General features: G+C 63.8%; 17 protein-coding genes and 1 tRNA gene. 4 read left to right on the plus strand and 14 right to left on the minus strand.

All coding sequences use genetic code 11. The features are described 5' to 3' along the window. Positions 1–7 precede the first annotated feature (7 nt). From DBR47_RS17225 to DBR47_RS17280, 12 genes are read right to left on the minus strand one after another with little or no spacing between them, the layout of a single operon-like run. Positions 8–352 (minus strand): hydrogenase maturation nickel metallochaperone HypA, encoded by a 345-nt coding sequence (locus DBR47_RS17225; protein WP_124452302.1) that lies wholly within the window; start codon positions 350–352, stop codon positions 8–10. Further along, positions 345–1562, minus strand: coding sequence for a hydrogenase formation protein (locus tag DBR47_RS17230; protein WP_124452304.1), 1218 nt, complete (start codon positions 1560–1562; stop codon positions 345–347). Before DBR47_RS17230 ends, DBR47_RS17225 begins: the two co-directional genes overlap by 8 nt. Next, the gene (hybE, locus tag DBR47_RS17235; protein ID WP_124452306.1) at positions 1559–2161 is read right to left on the minus strand and encodes a [NiFe]-hydrogenase assembly chaperone HybE; all 603 of its coding nucleotides are present in this window, start codon (positions 2159–2161) and stop codon (positions 1559–1561) included. Before hybE ends, DBR47_RS17230 begins: the two co-directional genes overlap by 4 nt. A gap of 15 nt (positions 2162–2176) precedes the next feature. Beyond that, positions 2177–2431, minus strand: a complete 255-nt coding sequence (locus tag DBR47_RS17240) for a rubredoxin (RefSeq protein ID WP_124452308.1) — start codon at positions 2429–2431, stop codon at positions 2177–2179. Then, positions 2431–3333 (minus strand): hydrogenase expression/formation protein, encoded by a 903-nt coding sequence (locus DBR47_RS17245; protein WP_124452310.1) that lies wholly within the window; start codon positions 3331–3333, stop codon positions 2431–2433. The genes DBR47_RS17240 and DBR47_RS17245 overlap by 1 nt, the downstream gene beginning before the upstream one ends. A gap of 35 nt (positions 3334–3368) precedes the next feature. Beyond that, entirely contained in the window at positions 3369–3887 is a 519-nt protein-coding gene (locus tag DBR47_RS17250) for a hydrogenase (protein ID WP_124452312.1), read from the minus strand. 34 nt (positions 3888–3921) lie between these two features. Further along, the gene (locus DBR47_RS17255; protein ID WP_124452313.1) at positions 3922–4248 is read right to left on the minus strand and encodes a HypC/HybG/HupF family hydrogenase formation chaperone; all 327 of its coding nucleotides are present in this window, start codon (positions 4246–4248) and stop codon (positions 3922–3924) included. A gap of 17 nt (positions 4249–4265) precedes the next feature. Continuing rightward, entirely contained in the window at positions 4266–4898 is a 633-nt protein-coding gene (locus tag DBR47_RS17260) for a HyaD/HybD family hydrogenase maturation endopeptidase (RefSeq protein WP_231512363.1), read from the minus strand. Between the two features lie 6 nt (positions 4899–4904). Further along, positions 4905–5651 (minus strand): Ni/Fe-hydrogenase, b-type cytochrome subunit, encoded by a 747-nt coding sequence (gene cybH, locus DBR47_RS17265; RefSeq protein ID WP_124452315.1) that lies wholly within the window; start codon positions 5649–5651, stop codon positions 4905–4907. A gap of 48 nt (positions 5652–5699) precedes the next feature. Further along, entirely contained in the window at positions 5700–6326 is a 627-nt protein-coding gene (locus DBR47_RS17270; RefSeq protein ID WP_124452317.1) for a HupE/UreJ family protein, read from the minus strand. Between the two features lie 30 nt (positions 6327–6356). Beyond that, complete coding sequence (locus DBR47_RS17275) at positions 6357–8213, minus strand: nickel-dependent hydrogenase large subunit (RefSeq protein ID WP_124452319.1); 1857 nt, start codon at positions 8211–8213, stop codon at positions 6357–6359. 59 nt (positions 8214–8272) lie between these two features. Then, a complete protein-coding gene (locus DBR47_RS17280; RefSeq protein ID WP_124452321.1) occupies positions 8273–9352 on the minus strand; it encodes a hydrogenase small subunit in 1080 nt (359 codons plus the stop codon). A gap of 523 nt (positions 9353–9875) precedes the next feature. On the opposite strand from DBR47_RS17280, the gene gmk reads away from it, so the two are divergent. From gmk to DBR47_RS17295, 3 genes are all read left to right on the plus strand, one after another. Next, complete coding sequence (gene gmk / locus DBR47_RS17285) at positions 9876–10496, plus strand: guanylate kinase (protein WP_124452323.1); 621 nt, start codon at positions 9876–9878, stop codon at positions 10494–10496. 21 nt (positions 10497–10517) lie between these two features. Further along, entirely contained in the window at positions 10518–10721 is a 204-nt protein-coding gene (gene rpoZ, locus DBR47_RS17290; protein ID WP_124452325.1) for a DNA-directed RNA polymerase subunit omega, read from the plus strand. 158 nt (positions 10722–10879) lie between these two features. Next, positions 10880–13174: a bifunctional (p)ppGpp synthetase/guanosine-3',5'-bis(diphosphate) 3'-pyrophosphohydrolase gene (locus DBR47_RS17295; protein WP_124452327.1), complete on the plus strand. Its 2295-nt coding sequence runs from the start codon at positions 10880–10882 to the stop codon at positions 13172–13174. Here DBR47_RS17295 and greB read toward each other — a convergent pair. Continuing rightward, positions 13171–13737: a transcription elongation factor GreB gene (gene greB / locus DBR47_RS17300; protein ID WP_124452329.1), complete on the minus strand. Its 567-nt coding sequence runs from the start codon at positions 13735–13737 to the stop codon at positions 13171–13173. The two genes, DBR47_RS17295 and greB, sit on opposite strands and share 4 nt — an antisense overlap. Positions 13738–13779: 42 nt before the next feature. Here greB and DBR47_RS17305 point away from each other — a divergent pair, with 42 nt between their 5' ends. Continuing rightward, entirely contained in the window at positions 13780–14928 is a 1149-nt protein-coding gene (locus DBR47_RS17305) for a CaiB/BaiF CoA-transferase family protein (RefSeq protein WP_197047133.1), read from the plus strand. Between the two features lie 74 nt (positions 14929–15002). Here the strand turns inward: DBR47_RS17305 and DBR47_RS17310 are convergent. Further along, positions 15003–15079 (minus strand) — tRNA-Arg (locus DBR47_RS17310). Positions 15080–15346 lie beyond the last annotated feature (267 nt).

Genomic DNA, 15346 nt, shown 5'->3' on the forward strand with positions numbered 1-15346 from the left:
CTTCCTTTCAGTCTTCCACCAGCATATCCAGCACCTTCAACTCGGTGCCGCCGGTGGGCTGCAGTTGGTAATGCCCGCAATGGGGGCAGGCGTCGCCGCGCTGGGCAATGGCCACGGTCTGGCCGCAAGGCAGGCACCAGGCCTCGCCGGGCGGCTCTTCGATTTCAAACAAAGCGCCTTGCAAACAAGTGCCGGGCGACAAGGCCTCCAGCGCAAAGCGCAGGGCGCGAGCCTCCACACCGGCCAGTTGGCCGGCTTGCAAGCGCAGCTGGGTGACTCTTTGAAACCCTTCGCGCCGGGCCGCGTCTTCCACCAGCTGCAAAATGCCGCCGGCCAGGCTAGCCTCATGCATGGCAGTCTCCTGCAAGATTGGGACTCAAAGCTTGGCGCATAGGCGACGAATCAACAAGGTCATAGCTCACACAGGGATCGTAAGCATTCATCAGCAGATGGCTTGCTTGGCAAACCCTAGGTGTCAAATTCGACGGCAAGGCCGCCAGGCCGCTGGCCACGGCGCCCTCGGGGTGGAAGTTCCACTCGGTCGGCGCCAACACCTGGCAGCTGCGCACCCGCGATTCAAGGCTGTAGCCGCCCTGCGGCCCGGCTTCCAGCTCGATGCGATGCACGAGCAGGCCGCGTGCCATCTCCACCCAGGCCAGACCCTGGCCCGGCGCCAAGCAGAGCGCGCCCGCGTCCAGATAGGCGGCGCCATGTTCGCCGTCCTCAGTCAGGGCCAGTCGCAGGCATTCGACCAGGCGAGCGCCCAGGCGCAGCCACAAACTAGAGAGGCCTTGTTCGGCCGCGCCCAAGCGCCAGCGGGTCCAGGGCCCCGTCTCGGCGCATACGCCCCGCCACTGCGGCGCCATGCAAAAGCCGGGCTGCCCCCCCATGGCCTGGGCCAGCCAAAGCAGATCGGCCTCGCTGGCCTGCGGATGCAGGGGGCGAGCGCCTGCCCAGGGCTGGTCGGCCAGCTCACGCAGCTGCATAAAAAGCTGGGGCAAAAAGCCCTCGCCCTCTTGCGACCACAGCTCCAGACAGGCCTGCGGCCGGTGCTGCCACAGAGCCAAAAAACTGGGAGCAGACAGACCTAACAACTCTCGCTCCATCCAGGCCAAGGTAGGCGCGCGCCATTGCTCGGGAGGCAAATCGATGGCGTCCTGCAGCAATAAGGGGCAGGACAGCAAGGCGCGGCGGGCCTGCAGCTGAAAGGACTGGGCACCCATGCCGGGTTTGAGCAAGAGGCGCGGCCAGTCCAGCAGGATGCGGCGCAGATGCTCGCGCAAGGTTTCACGCTGCAGGACTTGCGCCTGCGCCGGCGCCAGGGCGATCCGCTCCCCCGGCGTGGCGAGAGCCGCCGCCAGGCTCAAACCTGCACACAGGCGGTGGGCATGAGCGCACAGCCCGAACACCAGGCCCAAGCGACCAGGCAGGACCTCGGCCGGCAGACCGGGCGCGAGCAGGCGAGCCCAGTCGCGCCGGCTGCTGCGCAGATTGCCGGGGATGGCGGCCCCCGGCTGCAGCTGCAGGCTGCCGCTCAGACGGTCCAACACCTGCTGGCTCATGATCGGCCCGCTGCTGAGGCGGCCGCCGAGCGGCCAAACAAGAGGGCGCGGCGCGAGGCGACAACCGCATCCGCACTTGCCGCTGAGTTGCCTACAGGCTGGCTTGCTGGCGCCGCATGAGGTGCAGGCACAGGCTTGACCCGCAAGGCCTGCAGCACCGCCACCGCCGTCTCGCGGGCCTGGGCCTGATCCACAAACTCGCTCATGGGCGAGAACAGTGAGCAGGCCCAGAACGCGCCAAGACCGGCTTCGACATGGGCCAAGAACTCAAAGCGCTGGCCACCCAGCAGCAGCTCTCGCTTGGCCGCCAGCGCCGAGGTCTTCAGGCAAGGCCGCAGCGGCAGGCAAAGCAGATTCATGAACCAGGGCGTGATCAAAATGCCCAGCAACTCGGGCTGGGCTTGCAGCCCTGCCGGCGCGGCCTGCTCCTGCGCCAAGGCATCCATTGGCAAAGGCTCAAAGCCCAGGGTCTCCACCCGCAGGGCCGGATGCAGAATCGGCAGCCCGGCCATGCGAGTGCTGGCGATCTGCTCAAACAGATGCTGCAACTGCTGCAGGCGCTGGGCCGGCAGTGGCGAGGAGGCAGACGAGGTAGCCATGCAGCCAAGGCGGGCTCAGGCCCCGTCCCTCAAAACCATGAATTGATCCGCCTCACCATCACATTGCGGGCAGCGCCAGTGCGCGGGCAGATCAGCAAAGGCGGTGCCCGGCGCCACCTGCCAGACCTCGCAGCCCAAGGCCGGGTCGTAGACCCACCAGCAGATCTTGCACTCCAGCCTCGCCGTCGCCGGCAGGCGCTTGGCATCGCCCAGATAACTGCCTTCGAAGCGATTCGTCGAAGCGCTGGCCGAATCGGCGCGGGCGTCCATCAGCCCTGCTCCACCCAGTGCAGCACATCGGCCAGTCGGGCATGGGAGTCGGCCAAATCCTCGGGCGCGGCCAAGGCCACCTCGGGCAGTTCGCTGATCTCCACCGTGTTCAGAATCACCACGTCCTGGGAGTTGTAATACACCACCCGCCAGCAATTCGGCGTGCAGGTATTGGTGATGCGGCAGTTGCCATAGCCGCGCGACAGGATCAGCACCCGGCCGGTGCCCAGGTGGTGATCCAGAAAACCGATGTCTTCCACCGAGACCGGCAGCAGGGTCAGATTGATCATGTGGGCGGCTTGCCCAGGCTTCCAGCTGCGCCATTGCTCGGCGATCTCCACCAGCAGGGCCGGGGCGTTCTGCACATTCGGTGGCAGCGGGCCCCGCCAGGTCACGGCTTGGCGCTGCGCATCGTCCCAGCAGTCCAGCAAGGCCGTCTCCTTGAGCGCCTGGGGTACGAAACCCAGCTCCAAGTGGTCCGACACCACCACGCCGGCGCGCGCCTGGATGACACGCCAGATGCCGGCGAAGACCGACTCCTGCACCCGCAGCTCCAGCCCGTCCGCGGCGGGCGCGCCCGAGGCGTCGGTCTCGCTGAGCACGCGGGCGCTGACCTCGCCCTCGCCCATCACCTGGTTGATCAGCTGCAGGTCCAAGAGGCCCAGAGCGCTGAGGTCCACCCGGCGGTTGATGCCGTCCGCCATCACCAGGGCCAACTCGGCCAGGCAGGTGCGCAAGGTTTGATGGGCTTGCTCGCGGCCCAAGATCTCCTCGGCCTCGGGCAGCTGAGGGACGTGGAAGGTCTCCATGCCCTGGGGCATGGGCATATAGTCCAGCTGCTCTTCTTCCAGCTGGCTGCCGGGGCCGATACCGACCACGGGAATGGGGAATTCTTTTTGCATGATGGGCTGCTCGGGTGAAGAGTTAGGCCACAAACTCAGTGGCAGGCCGAACCGGAGGCATTGACCGCATTCGCGCTGACGAGCGGGATGCCAATGGTGGGCGCGCGCGAGACCGGCAGGCTCAGCACCCGGTCCACCTCGTTCAAGAACACATCCCAGTCATGCATGCCGCTGAGCGTGGCCACATACTGGCCATCGCGCAGAAACAACAGGCTGGGCCAGCGCTGCGAGCCGTAGCGGCGGGCCAGATCTTGCTCCAGCTCGCGCGGCACGACGGCCATCTCGAAGCGGCCGCCCAAGGCGCGGCGCAGCTCGGGCAACACGACGGCCACGTCCTGGCCTTCGGGGAATTGCACCGGGTCACCGGCGAACAGCACGACACGATCGCCGCCCTGCTCCGCCCAGGCCTGGATGGTCTCGCCATCCACCCAGCTGGCGCCATGCTGGCTGACCAGGCGTTCGATCAAGCTCTCGCTTGCGCGGGCCTGCGGTGCTTGCACCGGCAGATTGAGGCGGGCCTCGCTGCTGTCCATCTCCAGGGTGTTCTCGCTCATGCTTGTCTCCGGTGTTTCTTCTTGGGATGGGTCTTCAGGACTGGCTGGACAGGGCCAGCAAGTCCTCACGGCTCAGGCGCGAGGGCAAATCAAAACTGGCTGTTTGAGCGATATCTGCGCCGCCCAAGCCATCGCTGGTGTTCATCAGACTCAGCATCTGGTCCAGGGTGGCGTTGATCTCGGCCGCACGATCCTGGCTCAGGCGTTCCTGGGCCGAGTCCAGAAAGGCCAGCACCCAGTCGCCCAGCTGCAACTCGCCCACCAAGGCGGTGTTGAGTTGCTTGAACACGCCGCCCCGTCCTTCACACAAGGCATGGCCCGGCGTGATCGCGCGCACCTGCATGGGGATACCGATACACATGCTGTTCTCCTGCTCGCTCAGGCCGGGAAGAAGCGCTCGTCCCCAACCCGGCAGGCCAGGGTCTCGGGGGGGCGGGCCGTCTCGTACCGTTCCAAGCCCAGCTCGACAAAGGTGACGGCCTCGCGGGTATCCAGCGGGCGGGTGCGCTGGCAAGGCTCGGCGCCCCATTCCTGCAAGCGCTCCAGGCCCAGGCGCAAGGCCTCTTCCATCGCCTCTTTGACGATGGGCCGCAAGCTACCGCCATAGTCTTCCAAATACTCGGGCTGGCAGCCGACCAGCAAGATGCGGCGCGGGAAGCGCTCGGTCAGCTGGGCCAGCATCAAGACCTCTTGAAAGCCGGTCTGGTGCAAGCTCATCTTCTTGGCGCCCATAAAGCGCGGCACCTCATCGCCCTCCACCAGCTTGAGCGTGCCAGGGGCCAGGCCGTAGTCGATGGCGTCGAAGATCAAGAGGCTGTCGGCCTCCTGCACATGCTGGATCAGATAAAGGCCCTGGGTGCCCCCATCGATCAGCTGCACATGGGGCGCGAACTCGTAGCGGGCCTGCAAGGCCTCGATACAGCGTACGCCAAAACCCTCATCGGCCCACAAGACATTGCCTATGCCCAAGACGCAGATGGTGGGCATATCTGCTTGCGCATTCGTATCCATGGCGTTCTAGTCTTTAAAGGTGCGGTGGCCGGAGATCATGGTGCTGACCACGCTGGAGCGGCCCATGATGTCCTCACGGATGGCGGCGTAGACATGCAGGATCACGAACACCACCAAGGCCCACATGCCCAGGCGATGCCAGGTGTGCACGTCTTGCGATTGGCCCATCAGCGGGATCACCCAGCCGAAGAGCTTATCGGCCCAAGATCCGGCCTGCGTGCCCTCGCCATACATGGCGAAGCCGGTGAAGACCATGAAGATGGAGGTCAGCAGAAAGAGAAAGAACATGGCAAAGCGTGCCAGCGGGTTGTGGCCCACATACTGGCCCGGCCGCGGCGAAATGAAGGCGTACCACTTCAGCATGCCCACAACCTCGCGCCAATAGGCCTTCTGGAAGATGGGCACCCAGAACAACTCCCGCGCATGGTGGTTGCCCACCAGGGCCCAGTAGATGCGGCCGATCAAGCCTATGGCCAAGAGATAGCCCGCGGCAAAGTGGGCAAAGCGGATATAGCCCATCACATAGTGCGCGCTGGCCTCGCCCGCCACCGTGGGCAGGGGCGATCCGATCAGATAACCCGTCAGGGCCAGCACGCTGATGGCGAAGGCATTGATCCAATGCCAGAGGCGCACGGGCGCTTCAAACACATAGGCCGATTTGATGGACGAGGTGCGGGTGACATCGACGGCATCAAAGGTCTGGCTAGGGTCGCCGTTCGCTGAAGCGGCGGCAGAGGTGGGTGTGGCAGACATGGGAGGCTCCCGGTTCAGGGTTGGGATGTGATCCGGCGCGGGCTCGGCTCAGAGCCGGCTCAACACCATCAACAGACCGCTGGCCGCCAAGGCCATGGCTAGACCTTGCGCCAGGCGTGCGGGCAGACGCGCCAGAGCGCTGCCCATCAAAAGCCCCAGGCCGTGCAGAACGGCCGATCCCAACGTGAAGCCGGTGATGAAAAGGCTGGCCGATGCACCCGTCACCATCTCCAGGCCATGTGCCTGCCCATGGACCCAGGCCGCCGCCGCCACGACCAGCAGACCCAGGCCGGCGGGCGCACGAGCACCCACCAGCAAAAGCGCACCAAAGGCCGCCACACTGGCCGCCACCCAGACCTCCAGCTGCGGCGCCACCCAGCCGCCCATGGCCGCTACTGCGCCCAGCATCAGCATGGCAAGGAACAGGGCCGGTGCCCCCAGACGCACCCGCCCCTGCCAGAGCTGGCTGGCCCACACACCCACCGCCAGCATGGCCAGCAAATGGTCCAGGCCGGTGAAGGGATGGAGCAGGCCAGCCAGCAGGCCCGAGGCCTGCTCGGTCTCGGACGGGCCGATATGCCCCCCATGGCCGCTATGTGCTTGCGCCAGGTTCACCAAGGCCAGGCCCGCCAGACCCAGACCACACTTCAGCACGCTCTTGTTCTTGATCTTCATGATGGATGTCTCCTGTTATGAGGGTGCGAATCAGCGCACCTTGACCGAAGTGAGTTCCTCGCCGTCTGGGCTCATCACATGGGTGGAGCAGGCCAAGCAGGGGTCGAAGGAATGCAGGGTGCGCAAGATCTCGACCGGCTGTTCCGGGTTGACCATGGGCGTGTTCATCAGGCTGGCCTCAAAGGCGCCGATCTGGCCCTTGGTGTCACGCGGGCTGCCATTCCAGGTGGTGGGCACCACGCATTGGTAGTTCTCGATGCGGCCGTCCTTGATCTTGATCCAGTGGCCCAGGGCACCGCGCGGCGCGGCCACCGTGCCCACGCCCTTGGCCTCCTTGGGCCAGGTGCTGGGATCCCATTTCTCCACATTGACGGTGCTGCTGTCCCCGGCCTTGATATTGGCGACCAGCTCCTTGAAGTCCTCCATCATCATCTCGCCGCAGTACTGCGACTCCAGCGCCCGCGCCAGGGTGCGGCCGATGGTGGTGGGCAGCAACTGCTTGGCGGTGAACTGTGTCTCGGGCAGGCCCAGGGCCTTGGGGATGGCGCTGTTAATGGCCATGGCTGAGGACTCGACCTGCTCTTTCACCCGCTGCGAGTACTTATGACCCTTGAGCGCATGGGCGTAGCCGAGGATGTAGCGTGACAGCGGGCCCACCTCCACCGCATGGCCGCGCCAGCGCGGTGATTTGATCCAAGAGTACTTGGCGCTCTCGTCGATCTCCTGAATATTCGTGCGCGTGCCCTTGGTCTTGGCACCCAACTCATAGTTCGGCTCGGTGACACCGTCCCAGGGGTGCAGACCCTTGCTTTCGTCAGCGTACTTGTACCAGCTGTGGGACACGAATTCCTGCACCTGCTCGGGGTCGCGCGGGTCCACCGGCAGGATCTCATCCCAGTTGCCATTGATGATGGCGCCGCCGGGAAGCTGCTGGGTCTCGCTCTTGTGCATCACCTTTTCATAGGTGCCGTAATCCATCACATTGGTGGCCGAGAGGCCGCCGCCGTAGAGCCAGCCGGAATGCTTGTACAGCGTACCAATGGCCAGCACATCGGGGATGTAGACATTGTTGTTGAACTCGATCATCTCCTTGATGCGAGCCTCGATGAAGTTGAGCCGCTCCATATTGATGGGCGCGCCGGCCGCACCGTCCTTGTCGATATTGATGGCGCAGGGCACGCCGCCCACCAGATAGTTGGGGTGCGGGTTCTTGCCGCCCAGAATGGTATGCACCTTGACCCATTCCTTCTGCAAGTCCAGGGCCTCCAGATAGTGGGTGACGGCCATCAGATTGGCCTCGGCTGGCAAGACATAGGCCTTGGAGCCCCAGTAGCCATTCATAAAGGGGCCCAGCTGGCCGCTCTCGACAAACTTCTTCAAGCGGTTCTGGATGTCACGGAAATAGCCGGGCGAAGACAGGGGGTGGCTGGGCGAGACCAGCTGCTGCAGCTCCGAAGTTTTCTTGGGGTCGGCCTTCAGGGCCGAGACCACATCCACCCAGTCCAGCGCATGCAGATGGTAGAAGTGCACCACATGGTCATGGACCTGCAAGGTCTTGGCCATGATCTCGCGGATCAGGTAGGCGTTCTTGGGGATGATGATGCCCAAGGCGTCTTCCACCGCCCGCACCGAGGTGAGCGCATGGCAGCCGGTGCAAACCCCGCAGATGCGCTCCACGAAGGCCCAGGCGTCGCGCGGATCGCGGCCCTTGAGGATGACCTCCAGGCCGCGCCACATGGTGCCGGTAGAGACGGCGTTACGGATCACGTTATTGCTGTCGAGATTGACCTCGCAGCGCATATGCCCTTCGATGCGGGTGACGGGGTCGACCACCACGCGGCGGCCCCCGTTGTCCAGCTTGAAACCCTGCGTTTCATAAGCGCCCATGTCTTGCTCCTATTTGTTCTGCCTAGCCGGCCGCCCGCAGGCGGATTCGGGCTGCGGATTTATTGTTTGGCCGTGGTGTCGGCATTGCCGCTAGCGGCACGCTTGATGGCGGAGACCGCCGCATGCGCGGCCACCGCCGCGCCCACCGTGCCGGCCGCCGCCATGCCCACCTTGTCCGCATTGGCCTCGATGCCGAACTGCGGGATATTGGTCAGGCGGTCGTAGAAGGAGCCCTTGTCCCAGAAGCCGTCTTCCGAGCAGCCGATGCAGCCATGGCCGGCCTTGATCGGGAAGCTGGTGCCCTCGTTCCACATCACCGTCGAGCAGGCGTTGTAGGTGGTGGGGCCCTTGCAGCCCATCTTGTAGAGGCAGTAGCCGCGGCGCGCCGACTCGTCGTCGAAGGACTCGACAAACTGGCCCGCGTCAAAGTGGGGCCGGCGATAGCATTTGTCGTGGATGCGTTGGCTGTAGAACATCTTGGGCCGGCCCTGGCGATCCAGCTCGGGGATGCGGTCGAAGGTCAACATATAGGTGATCACACCCGTCATCACCTCGGCGATCGGCGGGCAGCCCGGCACCTTGATGATGGGCTTGTCGAAGATCACCTTGTGCACCGGCGTGGCCTGGGTGGGATTGGGCTTGGCTGCCTGCACACAGCCCCAGGAGGCACAAGAGCCCCAAGAGATGATGGCCTTGGCATCCTTGGCCACATGCTTGAGCTGCTCGATGAAGGGCTTGCCGCCGATGATGCAGCTCATGCCATCCTGATTGAGCGGCGGGTTGCCTTCCACCGCCAGGATGTAGTTGCCCTTGTACTTGACCATGATCTCCTCCAGGATGGCCTCGGCCTGGTGGCCAGCGGCTGCCATCAAGGTGTCGTCATAGTCCAGCGAGATCATGGACAGCACCACATCCTTGGCCAGGGGGTGGGCCGAGCGGATGAAGGATTCGGAGCAGCAGGTGCACTCCAGGCCATGCAACCACAGCACCGGGGTGCGCGGCTTGGTCTCCATGGCGTGCGCAATCTGCGGCACAAAGCTGGGGGCCAGACCCAGCGAGGTGGCAGTCAGCGAGCAGTACTTCAGGAAGCTGCGGCGCGAAATGCCCTGACGGCGCATGACCTCGTAAAAGGTTTCCATCGTTGCTTGTCTCCGTGTTATTTGAATGACCTTCGCTGCGCTCAGGCCCGCTCAAGCTTTGCGTCGACGCCGTCGACATCAAGACCCGCTGCGACCAGCCATCCAGGGCCGGTGCTGGCATTGATGCAAGTCACGCGCCAACTCGGGTCGGCTCGCGGGAATACCCCGAACGCCTTTTGCAAGTGCTTGTTTTTTAAGATGAAATTTAGAGAGCCCGACCTATGTCGGAGCCGCCCCAGCCGCCGACTGGAAAGCCAGCCCATGGTTTGGAAGGGCCACTGCAAACTCCCTGACCACTCTGCGGCACAAAGACCGCCCATTGCGGCCAAAGTCCGCGTAACAGCCGCGCAAGCCAGGCTCTGGCAGCCCGGGCGCAGCAGGTGCTGCCCCTAAAATACGGCCATCGCGCAACAAAGCCCTGAGCCCAAGGCCGCAAAAGTCTCCCAAAGTCGCGCCAGGCCCGAGCCCGGGCCCGATTTCTTTTTTGCTCCTGCGCCCTCATCTCTCTCTCAAGAACGCTTCCATGGAATACCCAGGCAATCTCTTCGTCGTCGCAGCGCCCAGTGGCGCAGGCAAATCCAGTCTGGTGAAAGCCCTGCTTGAGCTCGATGCCAAGCTGGATGTCTCCATCTCCCACACCTCGCGCGCGCCGCGCGGGCAGGAACAGCATGGCCGCGAGTACTGGTTCACCAGCGAGAAAGACTTCCGCGCCATGGCCGAGCGGGGCGAGTTTTTCGAGTGGGCCGAGGTGCACGGCAATCTCTACGGCACCTCGCGGGCCGCCATCGAGACCCGCATGGCCAATGGCGAGGACGTGGTGCTGGAGATCGATTTCCAGGGTGCGCTGCAGATCAAGCAGCTCTTCCCCTACGCCGTGCTGATCTTCATCCTGCCGCCCAGCTGGGGCGAGTTGGAGCAACGCCTGAACCGCCGCGGCGACACCGATCCGGCCGTCATCGCCAAGCGCATGAGCAATGCCCGCATCGAGGTGGCGCAGGCGCAAAAGTTCGATTTTGTGGTCGTCAACGCGGTGTTTGACACGGCTGTTTTCGATCTCAAGTCGATTGTTCACGCGCAGCGGTTAAAATACGCAGCTCAGCGCCGAAACCGCTCTGCCGTTTTCCGCGCTCTCGAACTCCCTTGAATACCTGGACTGGAAAAATATATGGCCCGCATCACTGTTGAAGACTGCCTGACCAAGATCCCCAACCGCTTCCAGTTGGTGCTCGCAGCGACCTACCGTGCTCGCATGCTGAGCCAGGGCCACACGCCCAAGATCGAAAGCAAGAACAAGCCCGGCGTGACCGCACTGCGCGAAATCGCCGCTGGCGAAGTCGGCATCGAAATGCTGCGCAAGGTGCCGGTCTGAATTTCAGCTGAAGCAGCAAGCACCAGATCCAAGGGCACCCACGGGTGCCCTTTTTCATGCCTGAACACCAGAGACTGAGAGCGGTAAAAAGCCCCGGACAAAGGTCGCCCGACAAGCGCTTGCCTGCCAAGCCCGCCGCGATGCTGTAAATTCTCCCCATGGGTTTCAGATCATTTGCCGTCTCACGTCTTCCTGCAGCACTGTCCAGTCTGCCGGGTCTTAGGCCCACGCCCGCCGCGCCGGAGCCGACCGCGGCCGAAGCCGCCTCTTTCGATGCCTTGGTCCACCGCCTGAGTTATCTGCCCAAGGCCGATATCAAGCGGGTGCGCGAAGCCTATAAGTTCGCCGACGAGGCCCATTTAGGCCAGTTCCGCGCCAGCGGCGAGCCCTATATCACCCACCCCATCGCGGTGGCGGGCCTATGCGCCGATTGGCGCCTGGATGCCCAAGCCATCATGGCCGCCCTGATGCACGACGCCATGGAAGACTGCGGCGTCACCAAGACCGAGCTGATCGAGCGCTTTGGCGCCCCCACCGCCGAGTTGGTGGACGGCCTGACCAAATTGGACAAGCTGCAGTTCTCCACCAAGGAAGAGTCCCAGGCCGAGAGCTTTCGCAAGATGCTGCTGGCCATGGCCCGCGATGTGCGCGTCATCCTGATCAAGCTGGCCGACCGTCTGCACAATATGCGCACCATGGAGGCGATGGCGCCCATCAAACGCCGCCGCATTGCGCGCGAGACCCTGGACATCTACGCACCTATTGCCCACCGCCTCGGTCTGAACCAGATCTATCGGGAGTTGCAGGAGCTGTCCTTCTCCCACATCTACCCCTGGCGCCATGCGGCCCTGACCAAGGCCATCACCAAGGCGCGCGGCAATCGGCGTGATCTGGTCTCCCGCATCGAGCGCGATGTGGAAAAAGCCTTCGCCGCCTCGGACCTGCGGGTCGAGGTGCAGGGCCGCGAGAAAACCGTCTATTCGATCTACCAGAAGATGCGCGACAAGCATCTGAGCTTCGCCCAGGTCAGCGATATCTTCGGTTTCCGCATCGTGGTCCACGATCTGCCCACCTGCTATTTGTCCCTGGGCGTTTTGCACCAGCTCTACAAACCGCAGCCGGGTCGCTTCAAGGACTACATCGCCATCCCCAAGCCGAATGGCTATCAGTCTCTGCACACCACCTTGGTCAGCCCCCTGGGCACGCCGGTGGAGTTCCAGGTGCGCACCGAACCCATGCATCTGGTGGCTGAAAAAGGCGTGGCCGCGCACTGGCTTTACAAGAATGAAGGCAGCAATAGCAGCAGCGCCGAATCGGCGCAGCAAATGGGCTCACGCTGGCTGCAGTCCTTGATCGACATCCAGGACGAAACCCGCGACGCCAATGAGTTCTTGGAGCACGTCAAGATCGACCTCTTCCCGGATGCGGTCTATGTCTTCACGCCCAAGTCCAAGATCATGGCCCTGCCACGCGGCGCCACGCCGGTGGACTATGCCTACGCCATCCACTCCGATGTGGGCGACCATTGCGTGGCGGCGCAAATCAATGGCGAACCCGTGCCCTTGCGCACCGAGCTGCGCAGCGGCGATGTGGTGGAGATCGTCACCGCCGCTGGCGCACGCCCCAATCCGGCCTGGCTGAGCTTTGTGCGCACCGGCCGGGCACGCTCCAAGATCCGCCACTTCCTGAAGAATCTGGAACAGGAAGAATCGCGTGATCTGGGCGAAAAGATGCTGTCCCAGGCCCTGCGCGCCGAGGGCCTGGCCCTGCCCAGCCTGGACGATGAAGACAATGCCGCCGCCCAGCTCTGGCAGCAGCTGGCCCGCTGGGCCGGCAACCGCCATGCGGACGAGTTGCTGGTGGAAATCGGCCTGGGCCGCAAGATCGCCACCATCGTGGCCAAGAAGCTGGCCCGCATGCTGGCCGAGCAAGGCCAGCGGCCCGACGCCGTGATGCTGACCATGGGCCGCTTCAGCGCCGAGGAAGCGCCCGCCCAAGGCCAGGTGACGCTGGACGGCAGCGAAGGCGCCTCGGTGCGCCTGGCCAGCTGCTGCCGGCCGATTCCTGGCGACGAAATCAAGGGTTATCTGGGCCGCGGAGAAGGCCTGCTGGTGCACACCGCGGAATGCCAGGTGGGCCGCAAGCTCTTCCAGCGCGATAGCGAACATTGGATCGCCGTGCACTGGGCCGAGGAGCTGACCCGCCCCTTCGAGGCCGCCGTCTCCCTGCTGCTCAACAATGGCAAGGGTGTGCTGGCCCAGGTGGCCCAGGCCGTCAGCTCGGCCGAGGCCGACATCACCCATATTCAAATGAGCGACGAGTCGCAACAACGCGAAACCGCCGAGATGAATCTGCTGCTGTCGGTGCGCGATCGCCTGCATCTGGCCGAGGTCTTGCGCACCCTCAAACGCTCGCCCGCCGTGCTGCGGGTCTGGCGGGTTAAACCGAGTTAATTGCTGGGCGCTTTGGGCGCGGGATAGCGCACCTCGATCACCTCAATCTGCTCCAGTCCGCCAGGCGTCATCAGCTGCAGCTCATCGCCTTCGCGGGCCTTCAACAGCACCCGCGCGATGGGCGAGACCCAGCTGACCTCACCGGCCAAGCTGTCGGACTCGTCGATGCCCTTGATGGTGATGGTGCGCTCCTCACCCTTGGCATTGGCGTAGGTCACGGTCGCGCCGAAAAAGATCTGGTCACTGCCGTGGTGCAGGCTGGGATCGGCCACTTCGGCGATGTCCAGACGCTTGGTGAGGAAGCGCAGGCGGCGGTCGATCTCGCGCAGGCGCTTCTTGCCGTAGAGGTAGTCGCCGTTCTCGCTGCGATCGCCATTCTTGGCCGCCCAGGAGACGATCTCGACGATCTTGGGCCGCTCCTCGTCCAGCAAGCTCATGAACTCGCCGCGCAGACGCGCATAGCCCTCGGGCGTCATGTAGTTGCGCGTGCCCAGCGGCAAGGCGGGCAAGGCCAACTCATCATCGTCCTCGGAATCGCTTTCTTTGGTGAATGCCTTGTTCATGCGTGTATTGTCTCGCCAAGAACATCGCATGGAGACACAAGCATGACGGTAGCGCCTCAACCGCCCTCTCAAGGCCCTTTACACGGACTGCGCGTGATCGAAATGGCCGGCATTGGCCCGGGCCCTTTCTGTGGCATGTTGCTGGCCGATATGGGGGCCGAGGTGATCGTGGTGGAGCGACCCGCCGCGCTACGAAGCCTGGGAGCCGGTGAGGCCATGAACCGGGGCAAACGCTCCATCTGCCTGGACTTGAAGACACCGTCCGGCCAGCGCGCCGTGCAAGCATTGATCAATAGCGCAGACGCTTTGATCGAAGGCTACCGACCAGGCGTGATGGAACGCTTGGGTTTAGGGCCCGAGGTGTTTAGCAGCAGCAATCCACGCCTGGTTTTTGGCCGCGTCACCGGCTGGGGTCAGAGCGGGCCGCTGGCCCAAGCCGCCGGCCACGACATCAATTACGTCGCCCTTACCGGCGCCATGTCGATTGCCAGCCGGGCCGGCCAGGCCCCGACCTTGCCCGCCACCTTGATCGGCGATATGTCGGGCGGCGCCATGTTCTTGGCCTTTGGCATCGTCTGCGCAATTCTGGAGGCCCGGCGCAGCGGTATGGGCCAGGTGGTGGACGCCGCCATGATCGACGGCGTGGGCACGCTCAGTGCCTTGGTGCATTCCCTGCGCGCCAATGGCATGTGGTCCGAACAGCCGGCGCAAAACTTCTTTCTGCACAGCTCACCCTTTTACGACAGCTTTGAATGCGCGGACGGCGGCTTTGTGACCCTGGGCGCCATCGAGCCGCAGTTCTACGCCGAACTGCTGCAGCGCCTGGAACTGAAGGATGTGGATCCACGCGCCCAGCACGAAAGCCGCTTGTGGCCGGCCCTGCGCGAACAGGTGGCGGCCCGCATCAAGAGCAAAAGCCGGGCGGAATGGACCGCCTTGCTGGAAGGCACGGACGTCTGTTTCGCGCCGGTGCTCAGCCTGGACGAAGCGGCCCAGCACCCTCACCAACAAGCCCGCGGCAATTTCAGCCGAGTGAACGGCCACTGGCAGCCCGCCGCCTCACCGCGCTTTTCGCGCAGCCAACTGCGCAAGCCTCAGGCCGGACCGCAGCCGGGCGCCGACAGTGAAACGCTGTTGAATGAACTGGGATTCCAGGCCGCCGAGATCGCGCAAATGCTGGCGAGCGGCTGAAGAAAGCAAAGCCAAACGCACAATTGAAAAAGCCCCAGGATGACTCGCTGAGGCTTTCCGATTTCTTCTTATTTTGGTGCGGCTGGCAGGATTCGAACCCACGACCCCTTGGTTCGTAGCCAAGTACTCTATCCAACTGAGCTACAGCCGCTTCAAGCCCTCTACTATAGCACGCAAATCGGAGCCCCTTCAATCTTTTTCAAAGAATGTCCGTCAGTCGCCTCGACCACAGTGACTGAATTGGTGAGCGCCCCCGCCTAGCCCAACTTTCCCTTCGAAGGCATTTGTTACAGCTTCGCAGGGCAAATCAGCCCTTCAAGCCGGCCGAAAAAACATACTGGGAGCCGTTCTACCGTCTGCCGCCGCAGGAGCCCGTTCAAGCGGCACAAAGGCCGCGCGCGTCAAGCGCAGACAAGTT

Origin of the sequence: Paucibacter sp. KBW04, assembly GCF_003852425.1 — a bacterium.
Taxonomy (GTDB): domain Bacteria; phylum Pseudomonadota; class Gammaproteobacteria; order Burkholderiales; family Burkholderiaceae_C; genus Paucibacter_A.

Excerpts from the sequence above, each read along its gene's own strand:
- DBR47_RS17225 (WP_124452302.1), bottom strand. The coding sequence starts at position 352 with ATGCATGAGGCTAGCCTGGCCGGCGGCATTTTGCAGCTGGTGGAAGAC.
- DBR47_RS17230 (WP_124452304.1), bottom strand. The coding sequence starts at position 1,562 with ATGAGCCAGCAGGTGTTGGACCGTCTGAGCGGCAGCCTGCAGCTGCAG.
- hybE (WP_124452306.1), bottom strand. The coding sequence starts at position 2,161 with ATGGCTACCTCGTCTGCCTCCTCGCCACTGCCGGCCCAGCGCCTGCAG.
- DBR47_RS17240 (WP_124452308.1), bottom strand. The coding sequence starts at position 2,431 with ATGGACGCCCGCGCCGATTCGGCCAGCGCTTCGACGAATCGCTTCGAA.
- DBR47_RS17245 (WP_124452310.1), bottom strand. The coding sequence starts at position 3,333 with ATGCAAAAAGAATTCCCCATTCCCGTGGTCGGTATCGGCCCCGGCAGC.
- DBR47_RS17250 (WP_124452312.1), bottom strand. The coding sequence starts at position 3,887 with ATGAGCGAGAACACCCTGGAGATGGACAGCAGCGAGGCCCGCCTCAAT.
- DBR47_RS17255 (WP_124452313.1), bottom strand. The coding sequence starts at position 4,248 with ATGTGTATCGGTATCCCCATGCAGGTGCGCGCGATCACGCCGGGCCAT.
- DBR47_RS17260 (WP_231512363.1), bottom strand. The coding sequence starts at position 4,898 with ATGGATACGAATGCGCAAGCAGATATGCCCACCATCTGCGTCTTGGGC.
- cybH (WP_124452315.1), bottom strand. The coding sequence starts at position 5,651 with ATGTCTGCCACACCCACCTCTGCCGCCGCTTCAGCGAACGGCGACCCT.
- DBR47_RS17270 (WP_124452317.1), bottom strand. The coding sequence starts at position 6,326 with ATGAAGATCAAGAACAAGAGCGTGCTGAAGTGTGGTCTGGGTCTGGCG.
- DBR47_RS17275 (WP_124452319.1), bottom strand. The coding sequence starts at position 8,213 with ATGGGCGCTTATGAAACGCAGGGTTTCAAGCTGGACAACGGGGGCCGC.
- DBR47_RS17280 (WP_124452321.1), bottom strand. The coding sequence starts at position 9,352 with ATGGAAACCTTTTACGAGGTCATGCGCCGTCAGGGCATTTCGCGCCGC.
- gmk (WP_124452323.1), top strand. The coding sequence starts at position 9,876 with ATGGAATACCCAGGCAATCTCTTCGTCGTCGCAGCGCCCAGTGGCGCA.
- rpoZ (WP_124452325.1), top strand. The coding sequence starts at position 10,518 with ATGGCCCGCATCACTGTTGAAGACTGCCTGACCAAGATCCCCAACCGC.
- DBR47_RS17295 (WP_124452327.1), top strand. The coding sequence starts at position 10,880 with ATGGGTTTCAGATCATTTGCCGTCTCACGTCTTCCTGCAGCACTGTCC.
- greB (WP_124452329.1), bottom strand. The coding sequence starts at position 13,737 with ATGAACAAGGCATTCACCAAAGAAAGCGATTCCGAGGACGATGATGAG.
- DBR47_RS17305 (WP_197047133.1), top strand. The coding sequence starts at position 13,780 with ATGACGGTAGCGCCTCAACCGCCCTCTCAAGGCCCTTTACACGGACTG.